The organism is Serratia sp. K-E0102 (assembly GCF_029962625.1).
Taxonomy (GTDB): domain Bacteria; phylum Pseudomonadota; class Gammaproteobacteria; order Enterobacterales; family Enterobacteriaceae; genus Serratia; species Serratia sarumanii.
The window spans coordinates 510599-530692 of sequence record NZ_CP124754.1; the positions used below are offsets into that span (position 1 = coordinate 510599).

A 20094-nucleotide genomic window follows, 5' to 3' on the forward strand; every position below is an offset into this window, starting at 1 on the left:
CCAGCTTCCCGGCCAGCCTGATCGAGCGCGAGTCGGTGGCTGCGGGGCCGTATTGGGGAAAGACATAATCGCGTACCCGCCTTTTTCAGGTGCTACAACGCTTGAACCCGTCTCTTCGACAAAGCAAAAATCCCCAGCGCGCTGCCCAACGCCAGGGCGCTGGCGGCTGCCGTGGATAGCGCGAACTCGCGCGTGTAGGGCAACAGCAGGCCAGCCGCAGAGATGCTGCCCAGCAGCAGGCTAAAGAACAGCGCTTTTTTACGATAGGGCGCCTTAAGGTTGAGATAGGCGGCGACGGCGCAGACGATAAGTGTTCCGCCGACGACGACCAACAGCGGCAGGATGATGAGCGCCCCGGCGAGGAGATTGGACAGCCCAACGTCCCCCACGCCGGCGTAAGAGACAATAAGGAACATGATGCCGATGGCTAGTACCGTGCTCAGTTTGATGACGATATAAGTGCTCGCGCACAGGTTAAGCGCCTTTAATGCTACTAGCATCACGTTGTTTGCCATCGTTCATCCTTGAGTTTGTCGGATAGGGGCCGCGTTGGTCTGGGGAATGGTTTATCTTACCCCAACCCCCCAATCCTTCCACGAATCTCCTCCTCCGGCAGATCCACACCAATAAATACCAAAGTGCTCCGACGTTCCTCACCAGGCAGCCACTCCCGATCCCAGTCGGCGTTATACAGCCGCTGCACGCCCTGGAACAGCAGGCGGCGCGGCTCGTCTTCGATAGACAGAATGCCTTTGTAGCGCAGCAGGTTGTCGGCGTATTCCAGCAGCAGGCCTTCCATCACGTCGGAGATTTGCATCAGCGGCAGCGGGCGCTCCAGCGTCACCACAATTGAGCGGATGTCGCTCTGCGGCTGCGGGATGCGGCGGAACAGCGGGGCGGGCGGCGTCAGGTTGAGCTTGTCGTTCAGCGTAAAGCCTTCGATGTCGAACAGCACGCTCAGATCGATATCGCCGTGCGTCACCTTGTAGACCGGCGCGCGGGCGTTCATCCGCTGCAGCCGCTGGATCAGCGCTTCGCAGTCCGGCGCCACGTCGGTTTTGGTCAGCAGGATGCGGTCGGCGTAGCCCACCTGCGCCTGAGCGATGCTGAACTGGCTCAGCTGCTGCTCGGCGTGTACCGCGTCCACCAGGGTGATGATGCCGTCCAGCAGGAAGCGCTCGCACAGGATCTCGTGCGAGAAAAAGGTCTGGGTAATCGGGCCGGGATCGGCCATGCCGGTGCATTCGATGATCAGCCGGTCGAACGCCAGCTGGCCGCTGTCGACGCCGTCCAGCAGATCCAGCAGCGCATCCGCCAGTTCGTTGGACTTGCTGCAGCAGATGCAGCCGTTGCTCAACGTGGTGATGCGGCTGGCGCGATCGCCGATCAGCGCGTCGTCGATCGGCACTTCGCCGAACTCGTTCTCGATGACCGCGATTTTATAGCCGTGTTCGGCGTTCAGGATGTGGCGCAGCAGGGTGGTTTTGCCGGCGCCCAAAAAGCCGGTCAGGATGGTGACTGCGATGGGTTTCATACGGGTCCTTGTGACTGCGGGTTAACAGCAGCGCATGCCGCCTTTGCCGTCGCCGCCGTAGCGCGCTTGCTGGCGCTCGCGGAAAAATTCTTTATAGGTCATCACCGGCTTGTCCGGGTGGTTGTCTTTCATGTGCTGGACGTAGGTATCGTAGTCAGGCACGCCCACCAACATGCGCGCCGCCTGCCCGAGATATTTCCCCGCCTGGCCGAGATTTCCGAACATAAGCCTTCTCCAACTTTACCCTGCATCACTACAGCGCTTGCTTAAGCCTGATATTAGGGGAAGCCGGGGGATGGGGTTCCCGCAGGGATGCCCCACCTCCGGGTCGCCCCGGGTATCTCGATTGCATCGCGCCGCACGCCTGGCATCTTGCGATGCACAGGCCGTGCGGCTTTGGGTACTACTTAACGTTTATTATGCAGGGTATCCGTTAAATCACATCAATGCTGGGTCGAAACTTTGACCTCCCCCTCAGTTACGCCGTCGGCGGGCGCGGCCTGCGGCACCGGCACGTAAGGCGTTTCCTGGTCGGTGCGTTTCGGGTTCTTGTGCGCCGCCATCGCGGTTTTCACCCCATAGAAGATGATGCTGTACACCACCAGCAGGAACAGAATGCTCAGCCCGGCGTTGGTGTAGTTGTTCACCACGATGTGGTTCATGTTGGCGATCTGCTGGGCGCTCAGCTCGGCGCCGCCTTCGGCGATCTTGCGCTTGTACTCGCCGGCCAGGAAGAAGAAGCCTTCCAACTGCGGGTTGTCGCTGAACAGCTTCAGCCCCAGCGCGTAGGTGGTGCAGATCAGCAGCCACACCGCCGGCAGCACGGTCACCCAGATGTATTGGGTGCGCTTCATCTTAATCAGCACCACGGTGCCCAGCACCAGCGCCACGGCAGCCAGCATCTGGTTGGAGATGCCGAACAGCGGCCACAGGCTCTTCACGCCGCCGAGCGGATCCACCACGCCCTGATACAGCAGGTAGCCCCACAGCCCGACGCAGCCGGCGGTGCCGACGATGCCGGCCACCAGCGAGTCGGTTTTCTTCAGGAACGGCACGAAGTTGCCCAGCAGATCCTGCAGCATAAAGCGGCCGGAGCGGGTGCCGGCGTCCAGCGCGGTCAGGATGAACAGCGCCTCGAACAGAATGCCGAAGTGGTACCAGAAGCCCATGTTGGCGCCCGGAATGATCTGGTGGAACACGTGGGCGATGCCCACCGCCAGCGTTGGCGCGCCGCCGGCGCGGTTCAGCACCGAAGGTTCGCCGATGTCGGTGGCAGTCTGCAGGATCTGTTCCGGGCTGATGACGAAGCCCCAGGAGCTGACCGCCGCCGCCGCATGCACGGTGACGTCCTTCAGCGAAGCCATGATCATCGGCGCGTCTTCGGTGCCTAAGCGGTGCAGATCCGGCATGGTGATGCCCAGCGCCGCCGGCGGGGTGTTCATGGCGAAGTACAGGCCCGGCTCGATGATGGACGCCGCCACCAGTGCCATGATGGCGACGAAGGACTCCATCAGCATCGCGCCGTAGCCGATAAAGCGCGCGTCGGTCTCATTGGCCAACAGCTTCGGCGTGGTGCCGGAGGCGATCAGCGCATGGAAGCCGGAGACCGCGCCGCAGGCGATGGTGATGAACAGGAACGGGAACAGGGTACCTTTCCACACCGGGCCGGTGCCGTCGACGAACTGGGTAACCGCCGGCATTTTCAGCTCAGGGTTGAGGATCACGATGCCGATCGCCAGCCCGACGATCACGCCGATTTTCAGGAAGGTGGCCAGGTAGTCGCGCGGCGCCAGGATCAGCCATACCGGCAGCAGGGCGGAGATGAACGCGTAGCCGATCAGCGTGAAGGTGATGGTGGTGTCTTTAAAGGTCAGCGCCGGGCCCCAGTACGGGTCGTGCGCCACCACGCCGCCGAACCAGATGGCGGCCACCAGCAGCACGATGCCGATGACTGACACTTCACCCACGCGGCCGGGGCGCAGGTAGCGCATGTAGATGCCCATAAACAGCGCGATCGGCACGGTAGAGCAGACGGTGAACACGCCCCACGGGCTTTCCGCCAGCGCTTTCACCACGATCAGCGCCAGCACCGCCAGGATGATGATCATGATCAGGAAGCAGCCGAACAGCGCGATGGTGCCCGGTATCGGCCCCATCTCTTTTTTGATGATCTCACCGAGCGAGGCGCCGTTGCGGCGCGAGGAGATGAACAGCACCATAAAGTCCTGCACCGCCCCCGCCAGCACCACGCCGCCCAGCAGCCACAGCGTGCCGGGCAGGTAGCCGACCTGCGCGGCCAGCACCGGCCCCACCAGCGGCCCGGCGCCGGCGATGGCGGCGAAGTGGTGGCCGAACAGCACGTTCTTGTTGGTCGGCACGTAGTTCAGGCCGTCGTTGTTGACCACCGCCGGGGTGGCGCGGCCGGCGTCCAGCTTCATCACTTTGGTGGCGATGTACAGGCTGTAGTAGCGGTAGGCCACCAGATACACCGCCACCGAAGCGACGACGATCCACAGCGCGCTGATGTGTTCGCCGCGGCGCAGCGCCACCACGCCGAGGCAGGCTGCGCCGAGTATCCCCAGCAGCATCCACGGAATGTGCTTTAAAATCCCCTCTCGTTTCATGAGGTATCCTTAATTCCAGTCTGCAAAATATGAATGAACTCATCCGCTTGTAAGAGATGTCAGAGTGGCGCGGTGAGCCGTAGCGTCTTTCCCGAGGTAAGGCGGGTTTAGGAACAGCTCATCATCGCCGGGGGTAAGGGGGGAAGACAGGCGTATTTCGGTCAGCGGTCAGATTCGCCGGGTGAACGGTTGGATTGACGGGGTAAGCGGTTGGCGGCTTGAACCAGAGAGAGTCGGCCGCCGGCGGGCGGCAGCCTGTCTCCTCAAACCGTCTGCATGGCCTGCAGCAGGTGGATAAACGCGGCGCTGAGCGGCGGCGTGGCCGGCTCATGGCGGGTAAAGACGTAAAAGCGCGCGCTGATGTCGATCTCGTGCGTCGGGATTTTCTGCAGGTGCAGCTGCGGGGCGTAGTGTGCGACCACCCGATCGCTCAGCAGCGCGATATAGCCTTGCTGCCTGACCAGGCACCAGGTCGCCAGAAAGGAGTCGGTCTCGACGATCTGGCCGTGCGGCGTATAGCGTTCGGCGATCTCGCGGATGGCGGCATGCCCCACCGAGCAGGAGCGCGGCACCACCCATTTGGCCTCGGCCGGCGGCTGCCCGGCTGCGGTAAGATCGCCTCCCTGATAGAGCGAGAAGCGCTCGCTCTTCAGCGCCTGCATGGCCAGATCGGCGCCGCCCGCCGCGCCGTTCAGGCTGCTGACCGCCAAATCCAGCTCGCAGTTTCGCAGCCGGGCCAGCAGGCCTTCCGGGCCGTCCTCCACCACCGTCACCCGGGTATGCGGGTAGCGGCGGTTGAAGCCTTCGAGCACCTGAGGCAGGTAGCACAGCAGCGGATCGACGCTCATCCCCACCCGCAGGCGCTTCTCGCCGTCAGCGCTCATGCCGCGCAGCTCGTCAAACGCGTTGAGCAACTGATTGGTGGCGGCGTCTATTCGCCGGTAAAACAGCTCGCCGACCGCCGTCAGGCGCACGCCGCGGTTGCTGCGCTCCAGCAGCCGCGCACCGATGGTCATTTCGAGCTCTTTAAGCACCCGGCTGAGCGTCGGCTGCGAGATGGCCAGCTTTTTCGCGGCCTCGTGCAAACTTCCACAGTGGACAATGTCTTTGAACATCGTCAGATGCGCCAGCTTTGGCATGGTTTTCATGGTTGATCTCCCTGGAAGTGAAAGGCATCAGCCGGAGCCGGCGATGCGGCTGTAATAGGCCTGTTTCATCATGCTGTCGTTCAGCAATTTATTGATGGTCTGGTCGAGCACCGGCGTGGTGACGGAGGCCGGCATCAGCGTGGCGGTGATCTCCACGTCGTCGTCGCCAAAGGGTTCGATATCCAGATGCGAGATAAAGCAGTTTTCCCCTTGCAGCACCTGTTTGAATTTGGCCAGCGCCTCACGCTGCTCATGCTCGAAGGCAATGACGCAAATCTGGTAGGTAGACTCGCCGTTAACGTCATTGAAGGGCTGTTTGTTGACCATATTGACCAGCGGGCGCAACAGGGTGTTGGCGGCGAGCACAAACAGCGTGGCAGCCAGCGCATCGCCGTACAGGCCGCAGCCGGCGCAGGCGCCGACCGCCGCGGAGCCCCAGAGCGTGGCGGCGGTGTTCAGGCCGCGGATGTTCATCCCTTCCTTCATGATGGCCCCGGCGCCGAGAAAGCCGACGCCGGAGACCACGTAGGAGATGACGCGCACCGCGCCGCCGCTGCCGTCGATGGTCATGGCCAGATGGACGAAGATCGCCGCGCTGGTGGCCACCAGCGTGTTGGTGCGCAGCCCGGCGGTGCGCTGGCGGAACTGTCTTTCGTAGCCGATGGCGGCGCCCAGGACGGACGCGGTCAGCAGCGTCAGCAGTGTATGAATGAAATGCATGATAATAACTCGATGTATTATCCGCTTATCATGAGCCACCCGTGGCGGGGTAACTCTTGATAAACAGGTAGTTAAGTTGGCGGGATTCCGTCCCGCCAGGCCAGGGCGGCGCTCAGTGCGCGGCGGCGATCTGCCGGCTGAGCGTCTCGCTGATTTTGTCCGTCAGCGGCTGCATCCCCTCGCGGGTGCGCGCCTCGCGGCGCTGCGTGATGTGATAGCAGCCGTCGAGGGTGCCGGCGCCCAGCAGGAGGACGCGGTCAGACATCATCACCGCCTCCTCTACGCTGTGGGTGACCAGCACGATGGAGCGGGTTTTGATTTGGCGCGTGCTCCAGATACGCAGCAGATCGCTGCGCAGGTGTTCGCCGGTATAGACGTCCAGCGCGGAAAAGGGCTCGTCCAGCAACAGCAGCATCGGTTCTACCGCCAGTGCGCGCGCGAAGCCGACCCGCTGGCGCATGCCGCCGGAAAGCTCGCGCGGGTAGGCGTCGCGGTAGGGCGAGAGCCCGACCAGATCGAGCATTTTCAGCGTCTGGGCTTCGACCACCTGCGGCGGCAGATCCTGCGCCTGCAGCCCGAAGGCGATATTTTGGTAGACGTTCAGCCACGGGAAAATGGCGAAGGTCTGGAACACCATGTTGATCTGCGGATTCGGCCCCGAGACTTTTTTATCCCCCAGCATCACGGTGCCCAGATCCGGCGCGATCAGGCCGGAAAGAATGCGCAGCAGGGTGGATTTACCCGAGCCGGACTGCCCCAAAATGCTGACGACCTCGTTGTCGTAAAGGCGCAAATTGATTTCATTCAGCACCAGACGTTTTTCTTTACCGGTAGGCTGAACGCTTTTGCTGACGTTATTGACCGTCAGCAGCGTGGTTTTTTTTACCAACATGATCTGTCTCCACCCAATTAAAAATATGAGCATGGAAAAAGGGCCGATATTTATCGCCGGGCAGGCGTAAAATAAATGCGGGTGCAAATAAGCCTGACCGTTATCGGACTGTTAATACGCTTATGCTGGAGGGGTTAGCCCATCGGGCGTGCCGGTGCGGCATGCGCGGAGGCCAGAGGCTGAAGGGTAAAGCGAAGGGATGCTATAACTGACTCATATCCTGACACTTTCAGGATGCAATGGGATGACTATTGCTCCTGTGACCTCAGCGATTCCAACAATAAAATAAACAACCAACTGTCGCCGTCCATATCATTCTCCCGTTATTTTTCGTGTGGCCATAATACGCGTGCCATAGCCTGTTATTCAATGTGGTTACGCCGAATTATGGCGGCAAAATGTAATTTAATATGAATGCGGGAAAGATTTTCTTTGTTCATTAAACGGGGCGTAAACGGAAGGTGCGAGAATGAATATAGGCATCATTTTATGGAAATATAAACCTGAATTAAACGAGAGAATAAGAGGCCAGCGGAAAGTCACATAATAAACCGGCCGGAGAGCGCCCTCCGGCCGGGATGAGGATCAGAACTGATACATGATGCCGGTTTCGACGATGTCGTCGGCGCCGGCGCCGACGGCGTTCTGCCGTTGCAGCAGGTTGAGTTTGTACTCCACGTAGGTCGACATGTTGGCGTTGAAGCTGTAATTCAGCGCCAGATCCAGGTATTTGACCAGATCGGCGTCGCCAATGCCGGGCAGGTTGCGGCCGCGCGTTTGCAGGTAGGCCACCGAGGGCGTGACGCCGGAATCGAAGTGATACTGCGCGACCGCCTCAATAGCGTCCGCGCGGGGGGCGAAGCCGGCGTAGCGATCGCCGTCGACGTAGGTCATGTTCTCGGTGCGCGCGTAGCTTGCCGCCAGGTAGAGGTTGTCCTGGTCGTATTTCAGCCCCAGGGTCCAGGCCCGGGCGCGATCGCCGTCAGCCAGGCCGAAGCGCTGTTGCGCCACGGTGCGCGCAGAGTTGGCGTAAGCGGCGCCAACGTTGAGCCCCACGCCGGTGTCGTAGGTGGCGGAAAAGGCGTAGCCATCGCCGTTTTGCGTCTGGATATCCTTCGCCCGTTGAGCGTCGTCTCCCCGATTCTTCCCCTGATATTGCAGGCCGAGATCCAGGCCGTCGACCAGACCACCCAGGCTGCGGCTGTGGTAGGTCAGCAGGCCGTTGGCGCGGCCGGTCATAAAGTTGTCGGCCGCTTCGTAGCTGTCGTTGCCGAATTCAGGCAGCACGTCCGTCCAGCCGGCCACGTCATACAGCAGGCCGTAGTTGCGGCCGTAATCCAGGCTGCCCCAGTGGCCGAACGTCAATCCGGCAAAGCCCAGGCGGGTATAGCTGTCGCCCGGCCCGGCGCTCTCCGGCTGATCGAGCCCTGCCTGATATTCCCATTGGCCATACCCCGTCAGCCCGTCGCCGATCTGCGTCTCGCCTTTGAAGCCGAAGCGGGTATAGGAGCGGTCGCCGTTATTGTCGGCGTCGCTGCTGAAGTAATGCACGCCGTTCAGTTGGCCGTACAGATCCAGTTTATTGCCGTCTTTATTGACGATTTCCGCGCCGGTGGCGGCCGCCGGCAGCAGGATGACCAGCGTCATCAGCACGCTTTTATGGTTCATTTCAGTTCCCCAAGTGGATGAAAACAGGGCCGTTAACCGGCTGATTGCGCTTGCGCGATTTTTTTGTACAGGCAGCTGCGGATCCGATCGGTGAGGTGCCGCAGGCTGTCCCGGTTGCGCGCCGCACGCGGGATATTGACGCTGAACTCGTCGTCGATCCGTTTGCTGGTCGCGTCCAGGATCAGCACCCGATCGGACATCAGCACCGCTTCTTCGACGTCGTGTGTCACCATCACCATGGCGCGCGTGCGCAGCCGGTTGTCTCCCCACAGCGTCAGCAGGTCGCCCCGCAGTTTTTGCGCGGTAAAGATATCGAGGGCGGAGAAGGGTTCGTCCAGCAGCAAGAGGTCGGGCTCTACCGCCAACGCCCGGGCGAAGCCCACCCGTTGACGCATGCCGCCCGAGAGCTCGCGCGGCCAGGCGTGCTCATAGCCGGTCAGGCCCACCAGGCGCAGCAGCGCTCCCAGCCGCTCGGCGATCGTCTGCGGCGGCAGCCGTTGCGCCAGCAGGCCGAAGGCGATGTTGTCGTACACCGTTAGCCAGGGATAGAGCGCGTAGGACTGAAACACCATGCCGACGTTGGCGCTCGGGCCGTCGACCGGTTTGCCCGCCAGCGTGAGCGTGCCGCTGTCCGGTGGGATCAGCCCGGCCAGCATGCGCAGCAGCGTGGACTTGCCCGAGCCGGATTGCCCCAGAATGGTGACGAACTCGCCGGCGTGCACGGTCAGCGTCACGTCGCGCAGCACGGGTTTGGGGCGCTTTTTTTCGCCGATAAACGTCTTGTTCAGCCGGCTGGCGCTGATAATTACCTCTTGAGTCAGCATGTTGTTCCCCCTTGCTCAGTCATATTTGAATTTGGTTTCCGCGATGCGACACAGCGGTTGCCAGACGAAGATGATGCACAGCGCCACCAGCGCGCACATGGCGGCGCAGCCCAGCGCGGACTCCGGGTTCTTGCCGGCGTCGGTGACGACGGAAATAAACGCGCCCAGCCCGGTGGCGCTGAGGGTGGTGCTGCCCCACTGGATCACCTCGGCGGCGATGGCGCTGTTCCAGGCGCCGCCGGCGGCGGAGATGATGCCCGTCACGATGTAGGGGAAAATCGCCGGCAGCATGTAGTAGCGCCACCAGCGGAAGCGGCGCAGCCCGAAGCTTTCGCTGACCTCGGTGATCTGCGTTGGAATGGCGGATACGCCGGCGATCACGTTAAACAACACGTACCACTGGGTGCCCAGCATGATCATCGGGATGGCCCACCAGCCGAGATCCTGATGATAAATGGCGATGAAGGCGGCGATCAGCGGGTAGAAAATGTTGGGCGGAATGGCCGCCAGGATCTGGATGATCGGCTGGAAGATCTTCACCAGCCGCGGATTCATGCCGATCCACACCCCCAGCGGCGTGAAGATCGCCACGCTGAGCAGCATGGCCGCGGCCACGCGCGCGGTGGTGAGCAGCATCCATTCCGGCAGCATGGCGAAGTACTGTTTGGGGAAGTATTCCCACAGCCGGTAACCGAACCAGATGCAGGCCAGCACCACGCCGAGATACCACAGGCTGCGCCACAGCCAGTTCCCCTTGGCGGCGAGCCTGAACAGGCGGTGCAGGCCGAGGGCGTACCACTGCTGCGGCAGCTTGAACAGCCACAGGTCAGCCAGCGCGCGCAGCGTGCGGCCGAGCGCCGCGCCGACGTGCGAGAAGGCTAGGCTGTTGTAGAACCACGGATTGCCGAGCGGCCGGCTGGCGGTGACGTCTTCGTATTTGAAGCGCGCGGTATAGCGCACCAGCGGGCGGAAAACCAGCTGATCGAGCAGCACGATGTTGGCGGCCAGCGCGACGATCGCATACAGGATCGCCGGCACGTTCTGCTGCGCCAGCGCTTCGGCGATGTAGGAGCCGACGCCGGGCAGTTCGACCGAGCGATCGCCGACCGGAATGGCTTCGGAGGCCACCAGGGCGAACCAGGCGGCGGATTGCGACACCATGGCGTTCCACAGCAGGCCCGGCACCGAATAGATGAACTCCAGCCGCCAGAAGCGTTGCCACGGGTTGTAATTGAAGCTGCGGGCGGCTTCATCCAGCTCCTTGGGCACGATGCGCAGCGTCTGATACAGCGTCAGCATCATGTTCCAAGCCTGGCCGGTAAACACCGCGAAGATGGCGGTGCACTCCAGCCCCATCACGCTGTGCGGGTAGAGGTTGAGAAAATACACGGTCGTGAAGGTCAGGAACCCTACCAGCGGCACCGACTCCATAAAGTTGACGAAGGGCAGGATCACCCGGCGCAGTGGCGTATAGCGTGCGGCCAGCACGGCGAATACTACAGAAAACAGCAGCGACCAGGCCATGCCGAGGAGAAAGCGCATGCTGGTTCTGAGCGAATAATAAAGCAGGTTCCAGGCATCAAGACTAATGGCAGAGACGTTTTGTTCATTGAAGTCACCGTGCATGTCACCCCAGGCACGAATAAAAAAGGCAATGAAAAAAACACCGATGGCGATAACGATAAAGTCATTTAAATAAGACTTTCTGAAAACAGATGTACCCCGGTTATTTTGCATAACGCAATACCTTATTTTTCCCATAAGAAATCCGTCGGCGCTCGGGGAATATGCCCGGCGACACCAGATAAATACCGCTGTAGCGGTGAGACAGACGTTGTTTTCGCAGCGAGGCGATGGGTGGGCCGGCAGAGTGGGAAAGGCCGTCAGAAGGGGAACGGTTGCCGCATTCCGTGTCTTTCAGAATGCAACGCGGATGGCATTACTGAAAGACGCCCAATAGCATTAGCGTAAAACTAAAACTTTCATCGCCCATGGGGCCCTCCTCGGTTTAAATATGGCAGGGAAAGGGTAATGTTTTTCGCCAATAAAAAGCAATTGGCGCCGCGCGGTTTTTACGGTTGATGTGTAACAGGATAAATATTCATTTTTTAATCGCTATATCCGGAAAATAAAATAACGCATGGTGGTGGCGATAAAGACGGTGAAAATAAATCGCGGCGAAATAAAACGGCGCGCCTGAAGGGTGCGCGCCGCCGTAAATCAATAAACCTGCCTGCCGTTGATGCCAGCGGGGAAAATACCGGTGGCGAAAATATGCCCGTTGGCCTGGATCTGGTCGTCGGGCAGCATCTCCAGCGGGAACTCGGCGGCCAGGCAGCTGAGAAAGGCATTGCGATCGTCGGTGGTGGTAAAGCCAATCAGATCGTAGAACAGCAGCGACGCGATCAGCTGGCGATGTTCCGGGATGCGCCGCAGCAGCGCCGCCGACGGGAACGGCAGGTGGAAGAAAAACGCGCAGGCGTTAAGCAGCCCTTGCTCCTTCAGCGCCTGGGCGCAGGGCAGCAGCTGGTAGTCGTCGATGCAGACGGTATCGCCGGGGCACAGGTGCTCGCAGGCGATATCGGCAAACCGGCGGTTCAGCTGCCGATAGGCGCGGTAGTTTTCCGGCGTGAAGTGCGCCTTCTCCGGCTGGTTGTGGAACACCGGCCACAGGCCGTCGTGGTAATAGCCCTGATAGTGGCGGCGAAACTCCTCGATCGACAGCGGAAAGGTCACCTGATCGTAACCGGCGCGCTGCCGGCAGCTGATCGGGCGCTGCGCGAAATTCTGCACGTCGCCGTTCCAGCCGAGCCACAGCCCCGGTTCGGCATCGGTCGCCAGCGTCTGGCCGGCGCAGGCCAGATCCTTACCGTCGCACTGCTTGTTGGAAATCAGCACCAAACGAGACATGGGGGTCTCCTCATCAGTGAAGGGCGCGCAGGGCGTGTGCCGAACCATCGGCGCGCCAGGGTGCTTGCAGGGCGGGCAGCGTGACGCGCAGGCCGCGCAAGGCCGGATGCGCCAGGCAGCAGCGCGTCAGCCAGCTTCCCAACCCGACGCCGCGGTATTCGGCGCTGACGAACAGTTCGCTCACCGAGGCGAAGGTGGCGTAATCGGTCACCATGCGGGCGAAGCCGAGCAGGTGGCGCTTGCGGTACAGGCCAAAGCACAGGCCGTGGTGCACCAGGCGCTCGGCCGCCGCCCGATCCGGCAGGCTGAGAAAACGTTGGATCGCCTCGATATCCAACAACTGCCGATCGGTGCTGATATGAAAAACGCCTTTGCGCCAGCAGAGTAGCGGCTGCACGGGCGCCCGTTGCGGTTGCATATTCATGATTATCCTTAGGTTAATGAACCGGGGGGTTACAGCATCCAGCCGAGTTCGGCGGCGGTGACCTGTTCCTCGAAGCGGCGCAGTTCGGCGCTTTTGCAGGTGTGCCACAGGGTGCAGAACGCCGGGCCGAGCAGCTCACGCAGCGGATCGCTGTGGCGGAACAGCGCCAGCGCCTCCTGTTGGCCGAGCGGCAAGGGCGCGGCGTTGTCGCTCTCGCAGCCGTTGGCGGCGGGCGGCAGCGGCAGCGGGTGTTCCAGCCCGTGCAGCAGGCCGCCGAGCATCACCGCCAGCGCCAGATAAGGGTTGGCGTCGGCGCCGGCCAGGCGGTATTCGATGCGCTGGTTGGCGCTGTCGGCGCAGGGCAGGCGCAGCGCCACCGTGCGGTTGTTGTGGCCCCAGGAGGCGCGCAGCGGCACGTGCATGCCGGGGCGGAAGCGGCGAAACGCGTTGATGTTGGGCGCCAGGATCGCCATCGACGCCGGCATCAGCGCCAGCATGCCTGCCATCGCCTGCTGCATGTTGTCGCTCAGTTCGCCCGGCGCGCCGGTCAGCAGGTTCTCGCCGTGCTCGTTCTGCAGGCTGATGTGGAAATGCAGCCCGCTGCCGGCGGCGTGGGCGCAGGGCTTGGCCATAAAGCAGGCGTGCTGGTGATGTTGCTCGGCAATCTGCCGCGTCAGGCGCTTTAGCGCCATGATCTGGTCGCAGGCTTCCAGCACGCGCCGGCTGTGATGCAGATTCAGCTCGTATTGGCCGGAGGCGGCTTCGGCCACCACGCCGGTCAACGGCAGGTTTTGCAGGCGGGCGTGCCGTTCGATGTCGCTCAGCAGCGCATGGTGGCGCTCGGGCGCATCCACCGCGAAGCTCTGCGTCGGGCAGGCTTCCGCCGCGGCGGGGTGCTGCGGATCCTGCAGGTAGAACTCCAGTTCGGCCGCCACCACCGGGAAGCAGTTGCGCTCGTGCAGGCGCTTCAGCACCCGTTGCAGCACCACGCGCGGCTCCAGCTCGCAGGCGCCGCCGTCGGCATTTTGCATCGTCAGCAGCAGCTGGGCGTGGCGTTCAGGATCGCGCGCGCAGGGGCGCAGCGTGCCGGGCACCGGCAGGCACAGACGGTCCGGCTCGCCCGCCCGCTGCCCCAGCCCGCTTTCTTCAATCACCCGGCCGTGCAGATCCAGGGCGTAGATCGACAGCGGGAAGTAGCAGCCTTTCTCCAGCCCAAAGGCTTCGGCGATCGGCAGCCGCTTGCCGCGCAGCTGGCCGTTCAGATCGTGCAGATAAATATCCAACTGTTCGGTCTGCGGATAGCGCTGCAGGTAGTGTTCCAGCTCTTTGTGGAAGGCGCGCGTTGGCGAAGCGGGCAGCTCCGCCAGCAGCGGATTGAAGCCGATGATATTAGAATGCATGGCGTGCTCCAGAACGACGACCGGTCACGGCCAGAGGCAGGGATAAACGCATGGGACAACTCTCTTGTGAGGCCATAGCGGCGATGTGAAAAGGGTATCTGCGGCGGCAAAAACTGTCTGTAAAAACGCCGTAACGTTAACGGGGCGTGGAATAAAAATGCCGTAAAGAGCGTGGCGGCGTTGGCGGGTTGGCCGCGCCGGCACGGTCTATACTGGCGAGACGGGCCGTTGAAGGAGAGATAACGATGAAGAGAATAGGGCTGCTTATCGTCGCGCTGGCCGCGTTCAACGCCACCGCGTCTTCCCCACAGGCGTGGGCCGAGAGCGAAAGGGCGATGCGCGCCGCCTGCCTGAAAGCCAGCGGGCTAAAAAACGCCAGGGTGGAAGGGGCGATCGTCCACTACGATGATGACGTCGGCTATTCGGCGCTGTTTATCGGCGGGCGCTACCCGCAGCCGTTTATGAAAAACAATCCGGGCAGGGAGCTGTGCTTATATCAGCGCGCCACGCAGAAGGCGGCGGTGCAGGCGGTGGAGGGGAAATAAATAATTCCAGTCTCCTTACTGTAGCTGTATTTCCCCCTTGGGATTAATTCTTAAGTTGAATTCTTTCATGTGCTTACGCCTTTCCGTATCGTTATTCATCGAGACGCCGAGCAAGACTGAGTATTCTCCCGCAGCCCAGTTTACTTGCGGATAAGTGACGCATTGCCCTGGTTTCAGGTCAGGCAACGGAGTGACTTCTGGTGAGGTCCAGACGATATGCCATTGCTGTTGTTCCTGTCGTGAGACGATCACTCCCCAGTTTTGCAGGCTGTCGCCGCTGCGAACACTGTTGATAGGCACGGCAAAGCAAGGTTGGTTGTCTTTTAGCGAGACATCCAACGGACGGTACCAGGGGTGAGTGGATTGACAGCCATTCAGTAGCAGTGCGCATAGCAAAGAGAGATAAAATCGATGTTCATCGGCCGTAAGTTTTCTGGCGTTTCCGTGAGTTGTGGCCATGGTTTTAATCCGTTAAAACATGAAAAAAACACCATAGCGAAAGTTCAGACATCATTAACCCACTTTGCCACAATCTTTTGCGTTCGCTCACAAGACGGAAAGGTAAAGGAGTTTTGGATTCAATTCATTGATTGATATAGAGAATGATTTTGTTATTTTTATATTCATTCATTAATAAAAAGCCGGGTTGCGTGCTTTATTACCTCGCCAAATCCGCATGTTTTCTTCTCTGTCCGATGCTGATGTCGCTGTTCCCGTATCTCGTTGCATCCCATGTTCAAGTCGCAAGACGATAACCACCTTCTTTTTCGAGCTGCCGAACTGCAAGCACGTCGGGTTTACGGTCTAAGGGCGGGCTGCGCGCCACTCTCCGCCATTTCCCGTTCGATCACGGTCGCCAGCGCCTGCGCGGCGGAAGAGAGTTGGTGCTGCGCCAGGCGGATCAGGCCCACGCGCCGTTCGATGATCGGGCCGATCAGCGGCACGCAGACCGCCCCCAGCTCATCCATCTGTTGCTCGCACAGCGCCGGCACCGCGCTGGCGCCGAGGCCGTTGGCCACCATGCGCCCGACCGTCACCAGCTGGTGGCTTTCAAACGCCACCTCCAGCGTTCGCCCGCTGCGGGCCAGTTCTTGTTCCAGCAGCAGCCGCACCGCCGATGGCCGCTGCAGGGTGATGAAATCCAGCGTCAGCAGCTCCTTCCAGCTTACCTGCGCCTTGCGCGCCAGCGCCGAATCCTTCGGCACCACCGCCAGAAAGCGATCGCGACACAGCGGGGTGAAGTGCAGGGTGTCGCTCGGCTCCGGCTCGAAGGCGATGCCCATCTCTACCCGCCCTTCGCGGATCATTTCAAACACCTGCTCGTTGATGACGTCGTGCACCGCCACGTTGATGCCAGCGTAACGATCGCGAAACGCCTTGAGGATCGGCGGCAGCGGGTTGCCGGCGAACGACGGCATGGCGGCGATCGCCACCTTGCCCATCTGCAGGGTGAAGCGCTGGCGCATCGCCTCTTCCGCGTTGTCCCAGTCCGCCAGCAGCTGGCGCGCCATCGGGAAGAAGGTTTCCCCCTCCGGCGTCAGCGTCACCCGGCGGGTGGTGCGCAGCAGCAGCGGCCCGCCCAGCGCGTCTTCCAGCCCACGGATCGCCAGGCTGAGCGCCGGCTGCGAAATATTCAGCCGCTCGCTGGCCTGGGCGAAGTTCAGAGTGTGAGCTACCGCTAAAAACGCGCGTAACTGTTTGATGCTCATTTTCATTTTGGTTGGCGTTAACTCTTTGTTAATTGTCGGTTAACGAATGATTGATAAAAATTCTAAATGAATGCGGCATAAAAACAAAATTAACAAATCATTTTTGTGACCTGAAGATGCCCTCACGCAAGCCAGGGCATTTCGCCCTGCGCCGCAACATGCAGGGGCAACGATATGGCAGGGCTCGACAAACGCGTCGGCAGCTACCAGGAAGCGCTGGCAGGCCTGACGGACAACATGACGGTGCTGGCGGGCGGCTTTGGCCTGTGCGGCATCCCGGAAAATCTGATCGAAGAGATCCGCCGGCGCGGCGTGCGCGGATTGACGGTGGTCTCCAACAACTGCGGCGTCGACGGGTTCGGCCTCGGGCGGCTGCTGGAAACCCATCAGATCCGCAAGGTGGTGGGATCTTACGTCGGCGAAAACGCGCTGTTCGAGCAGCAGGCGCTCAGCGGCGAGCTGGAGGTGGATCTCACGCCGCAGGGCACGCTGGCGGAGAAGATCCGCGCCGGCGGCGCCGGTATCCCGGCGTTCTTCACCGCCACCGGTTACGGCACGCCGATCGCCGAAGGCAAAGAGGTGCGCGAGTTCAACGGCCGCCCTTACATCATGGAAACCGCCATCACCGGCGATTTCGCCATCGTTAAAGGCTGGAAGGCCGATTACTTCGGCAACGTCATCTACCGCCACACCGCACAGAACTTCAATCCGCTGATGGCGACCGCCGGGCGTATCACGGTGGTGGAAGTGGAAGAGATCGTCGCGCCGGGCGAGCTGGATCCGGCGGCGATCCACACCCCCGGCATCTACGTCGATCGGCTGATCCAGGGCACCTTCGAGAAGCGTATCGAACAACGCACCCTGCGGGCATAAGGAGAATTCGCATGCTTACCCGTGAACAAATGGCGCAGCGCGTGGCGCAAGAGCTGAGGGATGGTTACTACGTCAACCTGGGCATCGGCATCCCGACGCTGGTGGCCAACTACGTGCCGGCGGGCATGGACGTGATGCTGCAGTCGGAAAACGGCCTGCTGGGGATGGGCGAGTTCCCGACCGAGCAGCAGCTGGACGCCGACATGATCAACGCCGGCAAGCAGACGGTCACCGCGCGCCTCGGTGCGTCGATCTTCGATTCGGCGCAGTCGTTCGCCATGATCCGTGGCGGCCACGTCGATCTGACCGTGCTGGGGGCGTTTGAAGTGGACGTCGAGGGCAACATCGCTTCGTGGATGATCCCCGGCAAGATGGTCAAGGGCATGGGCGGCGCGATGGATCTGGTGGCGGGGGCGGAGAACATCATCGTGGTGATGACCCACGCAGCGAAGGGCGGCGAGTCCAAGCTGCTGCCGCGCTGCACGCTGCCGCTGACCGGCGCCCGCTGCATCCGCAAGGTATTGACCGATCTGGCCTATCTGGAAATAGAAGACGGCGCCTTCGTGCTGCGCGAACGCGCGCCCGGCGTCAGCGTGGCGGAGATTGTCGCCAAAACCGCCGGCCGGCTGATCGTGCCGGAGCAAGTACCGGAAATGCGTTTCTGAGACGGAGGTGAATGTGCAACAACGTGAAGTGGTGATCGTGGCGGCGACGCGCACGCCGGTCGGCAGTTTTCACGGCGCGCTGGCGCCGTTGACGGCGGTGGAACTGGGCACGGCGGCGGTGCAAGGGCTGCTGGCGCAAAGCGGGGTGGCGCCGCAGCAAATTGATGAAGTGATCCTCGGCCAGGTGCTGACCGCCGGCTGCGGGCAGAATCCGGCGCGCCAGACCGCGCTGAATGCCGGGCTGCCCGTGACGACGCCGGCGCTGACCATCAACAAGGTGTGCGGCTCTGGTTTGAAGGCGGTGCATCTGGCGGTGCAGGCGATCCGCAGCGGCGACGCCGAGGCGGTGATCGCCGGCGGCCAGGAGAGCATGAGCCAGTCGCCTTACCTGATGGCCGGCGCGCGCGCCGGTCTGCGCCTCGGCCACGCGCAGATGGTGGACAGCGTGATCCACGATGGCCTGTGGGACGCGTTCAACGACTACCACATGGGCATCACCGCCGAGAACCTGGCGGAGAAATACGCCATCAGCCGCGCCGAGCAGGACAGCTTTGCGCTGCGCTCGCAGCAGAAGGCGCAGGCGGCGCAGCAGGCCGGGCGTTTCGCGCAGGAGATCACGCCGGTGACGGTGCCGAAGCCGAAGGGCGAGGCGCTGCTTGTTAAGCACGACGAGCAGCCGCGCGACACCAGCCTGGAGGCGCTGGCGCGGCTGCGCCCGGCGTTTCGCAAGGAGGGCACGGTGACCGCCGGCAACGCCTCTTCGCTCAACGACGGCGCCGCCGTGGTGTTGCTGATGAGCGCGGAAAAAGCCGCTGAATTGCGTTTGCCGGTGCTGGCGCGCATCGCCGGTTACGCCTCGTCGGGCGTCGATCCGGCGATCATGGGCATCGGCCCGGCGCCGGCCGCGCGCCGCTGCCTGGAGAAAGCCGGCTGGCGGCTGGAGGAGGTCGATCTGATCGAAGCCAACGAAGCCTTCGCCGCGCAGGCGCTGGCGGTGGGCAAAGAACTGGGCTGGGAGGCGGAGCGGGTCAACGTCAACGGCGGGGCGATCGCGCTGGGGCATCCGATCGGCGCGTCCGGCTGCCGCATTTTGGTGTCGCTGCTGTTCGAAATGCAGCGCCGCGGGGTGAACAAGGGGCTGGCGATGCTGTGCATCGGCGGCGGGCAGGGCGTGGCGCTGGCGGTAGAGCGCCCGTAAACAACCGAGGAGGGCACGATGCAGTCATCTGACTATGCGGTACTGGGCGCCGGATTGATGGGGGTGGGCATCGCCACCCACTTTATTCGCCACGGCCATGAGGTGCTGCTGTACGACCCGGATCCGCAGCGCCTGGCGGAAGCGCCGGCGGTGGCGAGCGGCATTCTGGCCGAGCTGAGCGACGTCGGGCAGTTTGATAACGCTGAGCGCGACGCGGCGCTGGCGCGGCTGCGCGTGACCGGCGATCTGAACGACGTGGCGCGCGCCCGGCTGCTTATCGAGGCGATCCCGGAACGGCTCGAGCTGAAGCACGCGCTGTATGAACAGTTGGAAGGGCTGATCGCCGACGACGCGGTAATTGCCAGCAACACCAGCGGCCTGCCGCCGGACGAGCTGGCGGCGCGCATGACCCATCCGCAGCGCCTGCTGATCGCCCACTTCTGGCACCCGCCGCACCTGATCCCGCTGGTGGAGATCGTGCCCGGAAGCGCCACCGATCCGCGCCATCTGGCGGCGGTGCAGGCGCTGCTCGGCGGGATGGCGCTGGAGGCGGTGCTGCTGGAGCGCGCCGCGCCGGGGTTTGTCGGCAACCGGCTGCAGTTTGCGGTGCTGCGCGAGGCGCTGCACATCGTCCACAGCGGCATCGCCAGCGCCGAGGTGGTGGATCAGGTGATGCGCGCCTCGCTGGGGCGGCGCTACGCCATGGTCGGCCCGCTGGAGGCCGCCGACATGACCGGGCTGCCGACGGTGGCGGACATCGCCCGCCACCTGTTCCCGGAACTGGCGACCGGCGACGAGATGATGGCGCTGGTGGAACAGCGGCTGCAGCGCGGCGATACCGGCCAGCGCAGCGGCCGGGGATTTTATCTTTGGGATGACGCACGCAGGGAACGCATTCAACGGCGACGGGCGCATCAGCTGCGCTTTGCGCTGAAACCGTAATTTCGCACTCCGTACCTG

General features: G+C 62.2%; 20 protein-coding genes. 5 read left to right on the forward strand and 15 right to left on the reverse strand.

Annotation, left to right across the window (positions count from 1 at the left end):
- Positions 1–92: 92 nt before the first annotated feature.
- From SSARUM2_RS02310 to SSARUM2_RS02370, 13 genes are all read right to left on the reverse strand, one after another.
- Positions 93–515 (reverse strand): hypothetical protein, encoded by a 423-nt coding sequence (locus SSARUM2_RS02310; protein ID WP_060452808.1) that lies wholly within the window; start codon positions 513–515, stop codon positions 93–95.
- A gap of 56 nt (positions 516–571) precedes the next feature.
- Positions 572–1534 carry a GTPase gene (gene yjiA, locus SSARUM2_RS02315; RefSeq protein ID WP_060452807.1) on the reverse strand — a complete coding sequence of 321 codons (963 nt, stop codon included), beginning with the start codon at positions 1532–1534 and terminating at the stop codon, positions 572–574.
- A gap of 21 nt (positions 1535–1555) precedes the next feature.
- Positions 1556–1759 (reverse strand): YbdD/YjiX family protein, encoded by a 204-nt coding sequence (locus SSARUM2_RS02320; protein ID WP_004953088.1) that lies wholly within the window; start codon positions 1757–1759, stop codon positions 1556–1558.
- Positions 1760–1977: 218 nt separating this feature from the next.
- Positions 1978–4158, reverse strand: a complete 2181-nt coding sequence (locus SSARUM2_RS02325) for a carbon starvation CstA family protein (RefSeq protein ID WP_060452806.1) — start codon at positions 4156–4158, stop codon at positions 1978–1980.
- A gap of 263 nt (positions 4159–4421) precedes the next feature.
- Complete coding sequence (locus SSARUM2_RS02330; RefSeq protein WP_120150911.1) at positions 4422–5306, reverse strand: LysR family transcriptional regulator; 885 nt, start codon at positions 5304–5306, stop codon at positions 4422–4424.
- Between the two features lie 27 nt (positions 5307–5333).
- Positions 5334–6026, reverse strand: a complete 693-nt coding sequence (locus SSARUM2_RS02335; protein WP_019453282.1) for an MgtC/SapB family protein — start codon at positions 6024–6026, stop codon at positions 5334–5336.
- A gap of 112 nt (positions 6027–6138) precedes the next feature.
- On the reverse strand, positions 6139–6918 hold the full coding sequence (locus SSARUM2_RS02340) for an ABC transporter ATP-binding protein (RefSeq protein ID WP_041037732.1): 780 nt from the start codon (positions 6916–6918) through the stop codon (positions 6139–6141).
- Positions 6919–7503: 585 nt separating this feature from the next.
- Positions 7504–8586 carry a porin gene (locus SSARUM2_RS02345; protein ID WP_033652812.1) on the reverse strand — a complete coding sequence of 361 codons (1083 nt, stop codon included), beginning with the start codon at positions 8584–8586 and terminating at the stop codon, positions 7504–7506.
- A gap of 32 nt (positions 8587–8618) precedes the next feature.
- Positions 8619–9410: an ABC transporter ATP-binding protein gene (locus tag SSARUM2_RS02350; RefSeq protein WP_060439131.1), complete on the reverse strand. Its 792-nt coding sequence runs from the start codon at positions 9408–9410 to the stop codon at positions 8619–8621.
- Between the two features lie 15 nt (positions 9411–9425).
- Positions 9426–10952, reverse strand: a complete 1527-nt coding sequence (locus tag SSARUM2_RS02355) for an ABC transporter permease subunit (RefSeq protein WP_282488604.1) — start codon at positions 10950–10952, stop codon at positions 9426–9428.
- 678 nt (positions 10953–11630) lie between these two features.
- Complete coding sequence (locus tag SSARUM2_RS02360) at positions 11631–12320, reverse strand: trehalose-6-phosphate synthase (protein WP_033652815.1); 690 nt, start codon at positions 12318–12320, stop codon at positions 11631–11633.
- A 13-nt stretch (positions 12321–12333) separates the two neighbouring features.
- Positions 12334–12744, reverse strand: coding sequence for a GNAT family N-acetyltransferase (locus tag SSARUM2_RS02365; RefSeq protein ID WP_033636925.1), 411 nt, complete (start codon positions 12742–12744; stop codon positions 12334–12336).
- A gap of 29 nt (positions 12745–12773) precedes the next feature.
- Positions 12774–14144 carry a glutamine synthetase family protein gene (locus SSARUM2_RS02370; protein WP_060439129.1) on the reverse strand — a complete coding sequence of 457 codons (1371 nt, stop codon included), beginning with the start codon at positions 14142–14144 and terminating at the stop codon, positions 12774–12776.
- Positions 14145–14389: 245 nt separating this feature from the next.
- On the opposite strand from SSARUM2_RS02370, the gene SSARUM2_RS02375 reads away from it, so the two are divergent.
- A complete protein-coding gene (locus tag SSARUM2_RS02375; RefSeq protein ID WP_060439128.1) occupies positions 14390–14689 on the forward strand; it encodes a hypothetical protein in 300 nt (99 codons plus the stop codon).
- A 15-nt stretch (positions 14690–14704) separates the two neighbouring features.
- On the opposite strand, the gene SSARUM2_RS02380 is transcribed toward SSARUM2_RS02375, so the two are convergent.
- Both SSARUM2_RS02380 and SSARUM2_RS02385 read right to left on the reverse strand, forming a co-directional pair.
- The gene (locus SSARUM2_RS02380; RefSeq protein ID WP_125460809.1) at positions 14705–15148 is read right to left on the reverse strand and encodes a putative T6SS immunity periplasmic lipoprotein; all 444 of its coding nucleotides are present in this window, start codon (positions 15146–15148) and stop codon (positions 14705–14707) included.
- 338 nt (positions 15149–15486) lie between these two features.
- The gene (locus tag SSARUM2_RS02385) at positions 15487–16404 is read right to left on the reverse strand and encodes a LysR family transcriptional regulator (protein WP_033636930.1); all 918 of its coding nucleotides are present in this window, start codon (positions 16402–16404) and stop codon (positions 15487–15489) included.
- 168 nt (positions 16405–16572) lie between these two features.
- On the opposite strand from SSARUM2_RS02385, the gene SSARUM2_RS02390 reads away from it, so the two are divergent.
- From SSARUM2_RS02390 to SSARUM2_RS02405, 4 genes are read left to right on the forward strand one after another with little or no spacing between them, the layout of a single operon-like run.
- The gene (locus tag SSARUM2_RS02390; protein WP_033648567.1) at positions 16573–17271 is read left to right on the forward strand and encodes a CoA transferase subunit A; all 699 of its coding nucleotides are present in this window, start codon (positions 16573–16575) and stop codon (positions 17269–17271) included.
- Between the two features lie 11 nt (positions 17272–17282).
- Positions 17283–17936, forward strand: coding sequence for a CoA transferase subunit B (locus tag SSARUM2_RS02395; RefSeq protein WP_015376496.1), 654 nt, complete (start codon positions 17283–17285; stop codon positions 17934–17936).
- Between the two features lie 13 nt (positions 17937–17949).
- A complete protein-coding gene (locus tag SSARUM2_RS02400; RefSeq protein WP_060452804.1) occupies positions 17950–19134 on the forward strand; it encodes an acetyl-CoA C-acetyltransferase in 1185 nt (394 codons plus the stop codon).
- Between the two features lie 18 nt (positions 19135–19152).
- Positions 19153–20076, forward strand: a complete 924-nt coding sequence (locus tag SSARUM2_RS02405; protein ID WP_060452803.1) for a 3-hydroxyacyl-CoA dehydrogenase family protein — start codon at positions 19153–19155, stop codon at positions 20074–20076.
- Positions 20077–20094 lie beyond the last annotated feature (18 nt).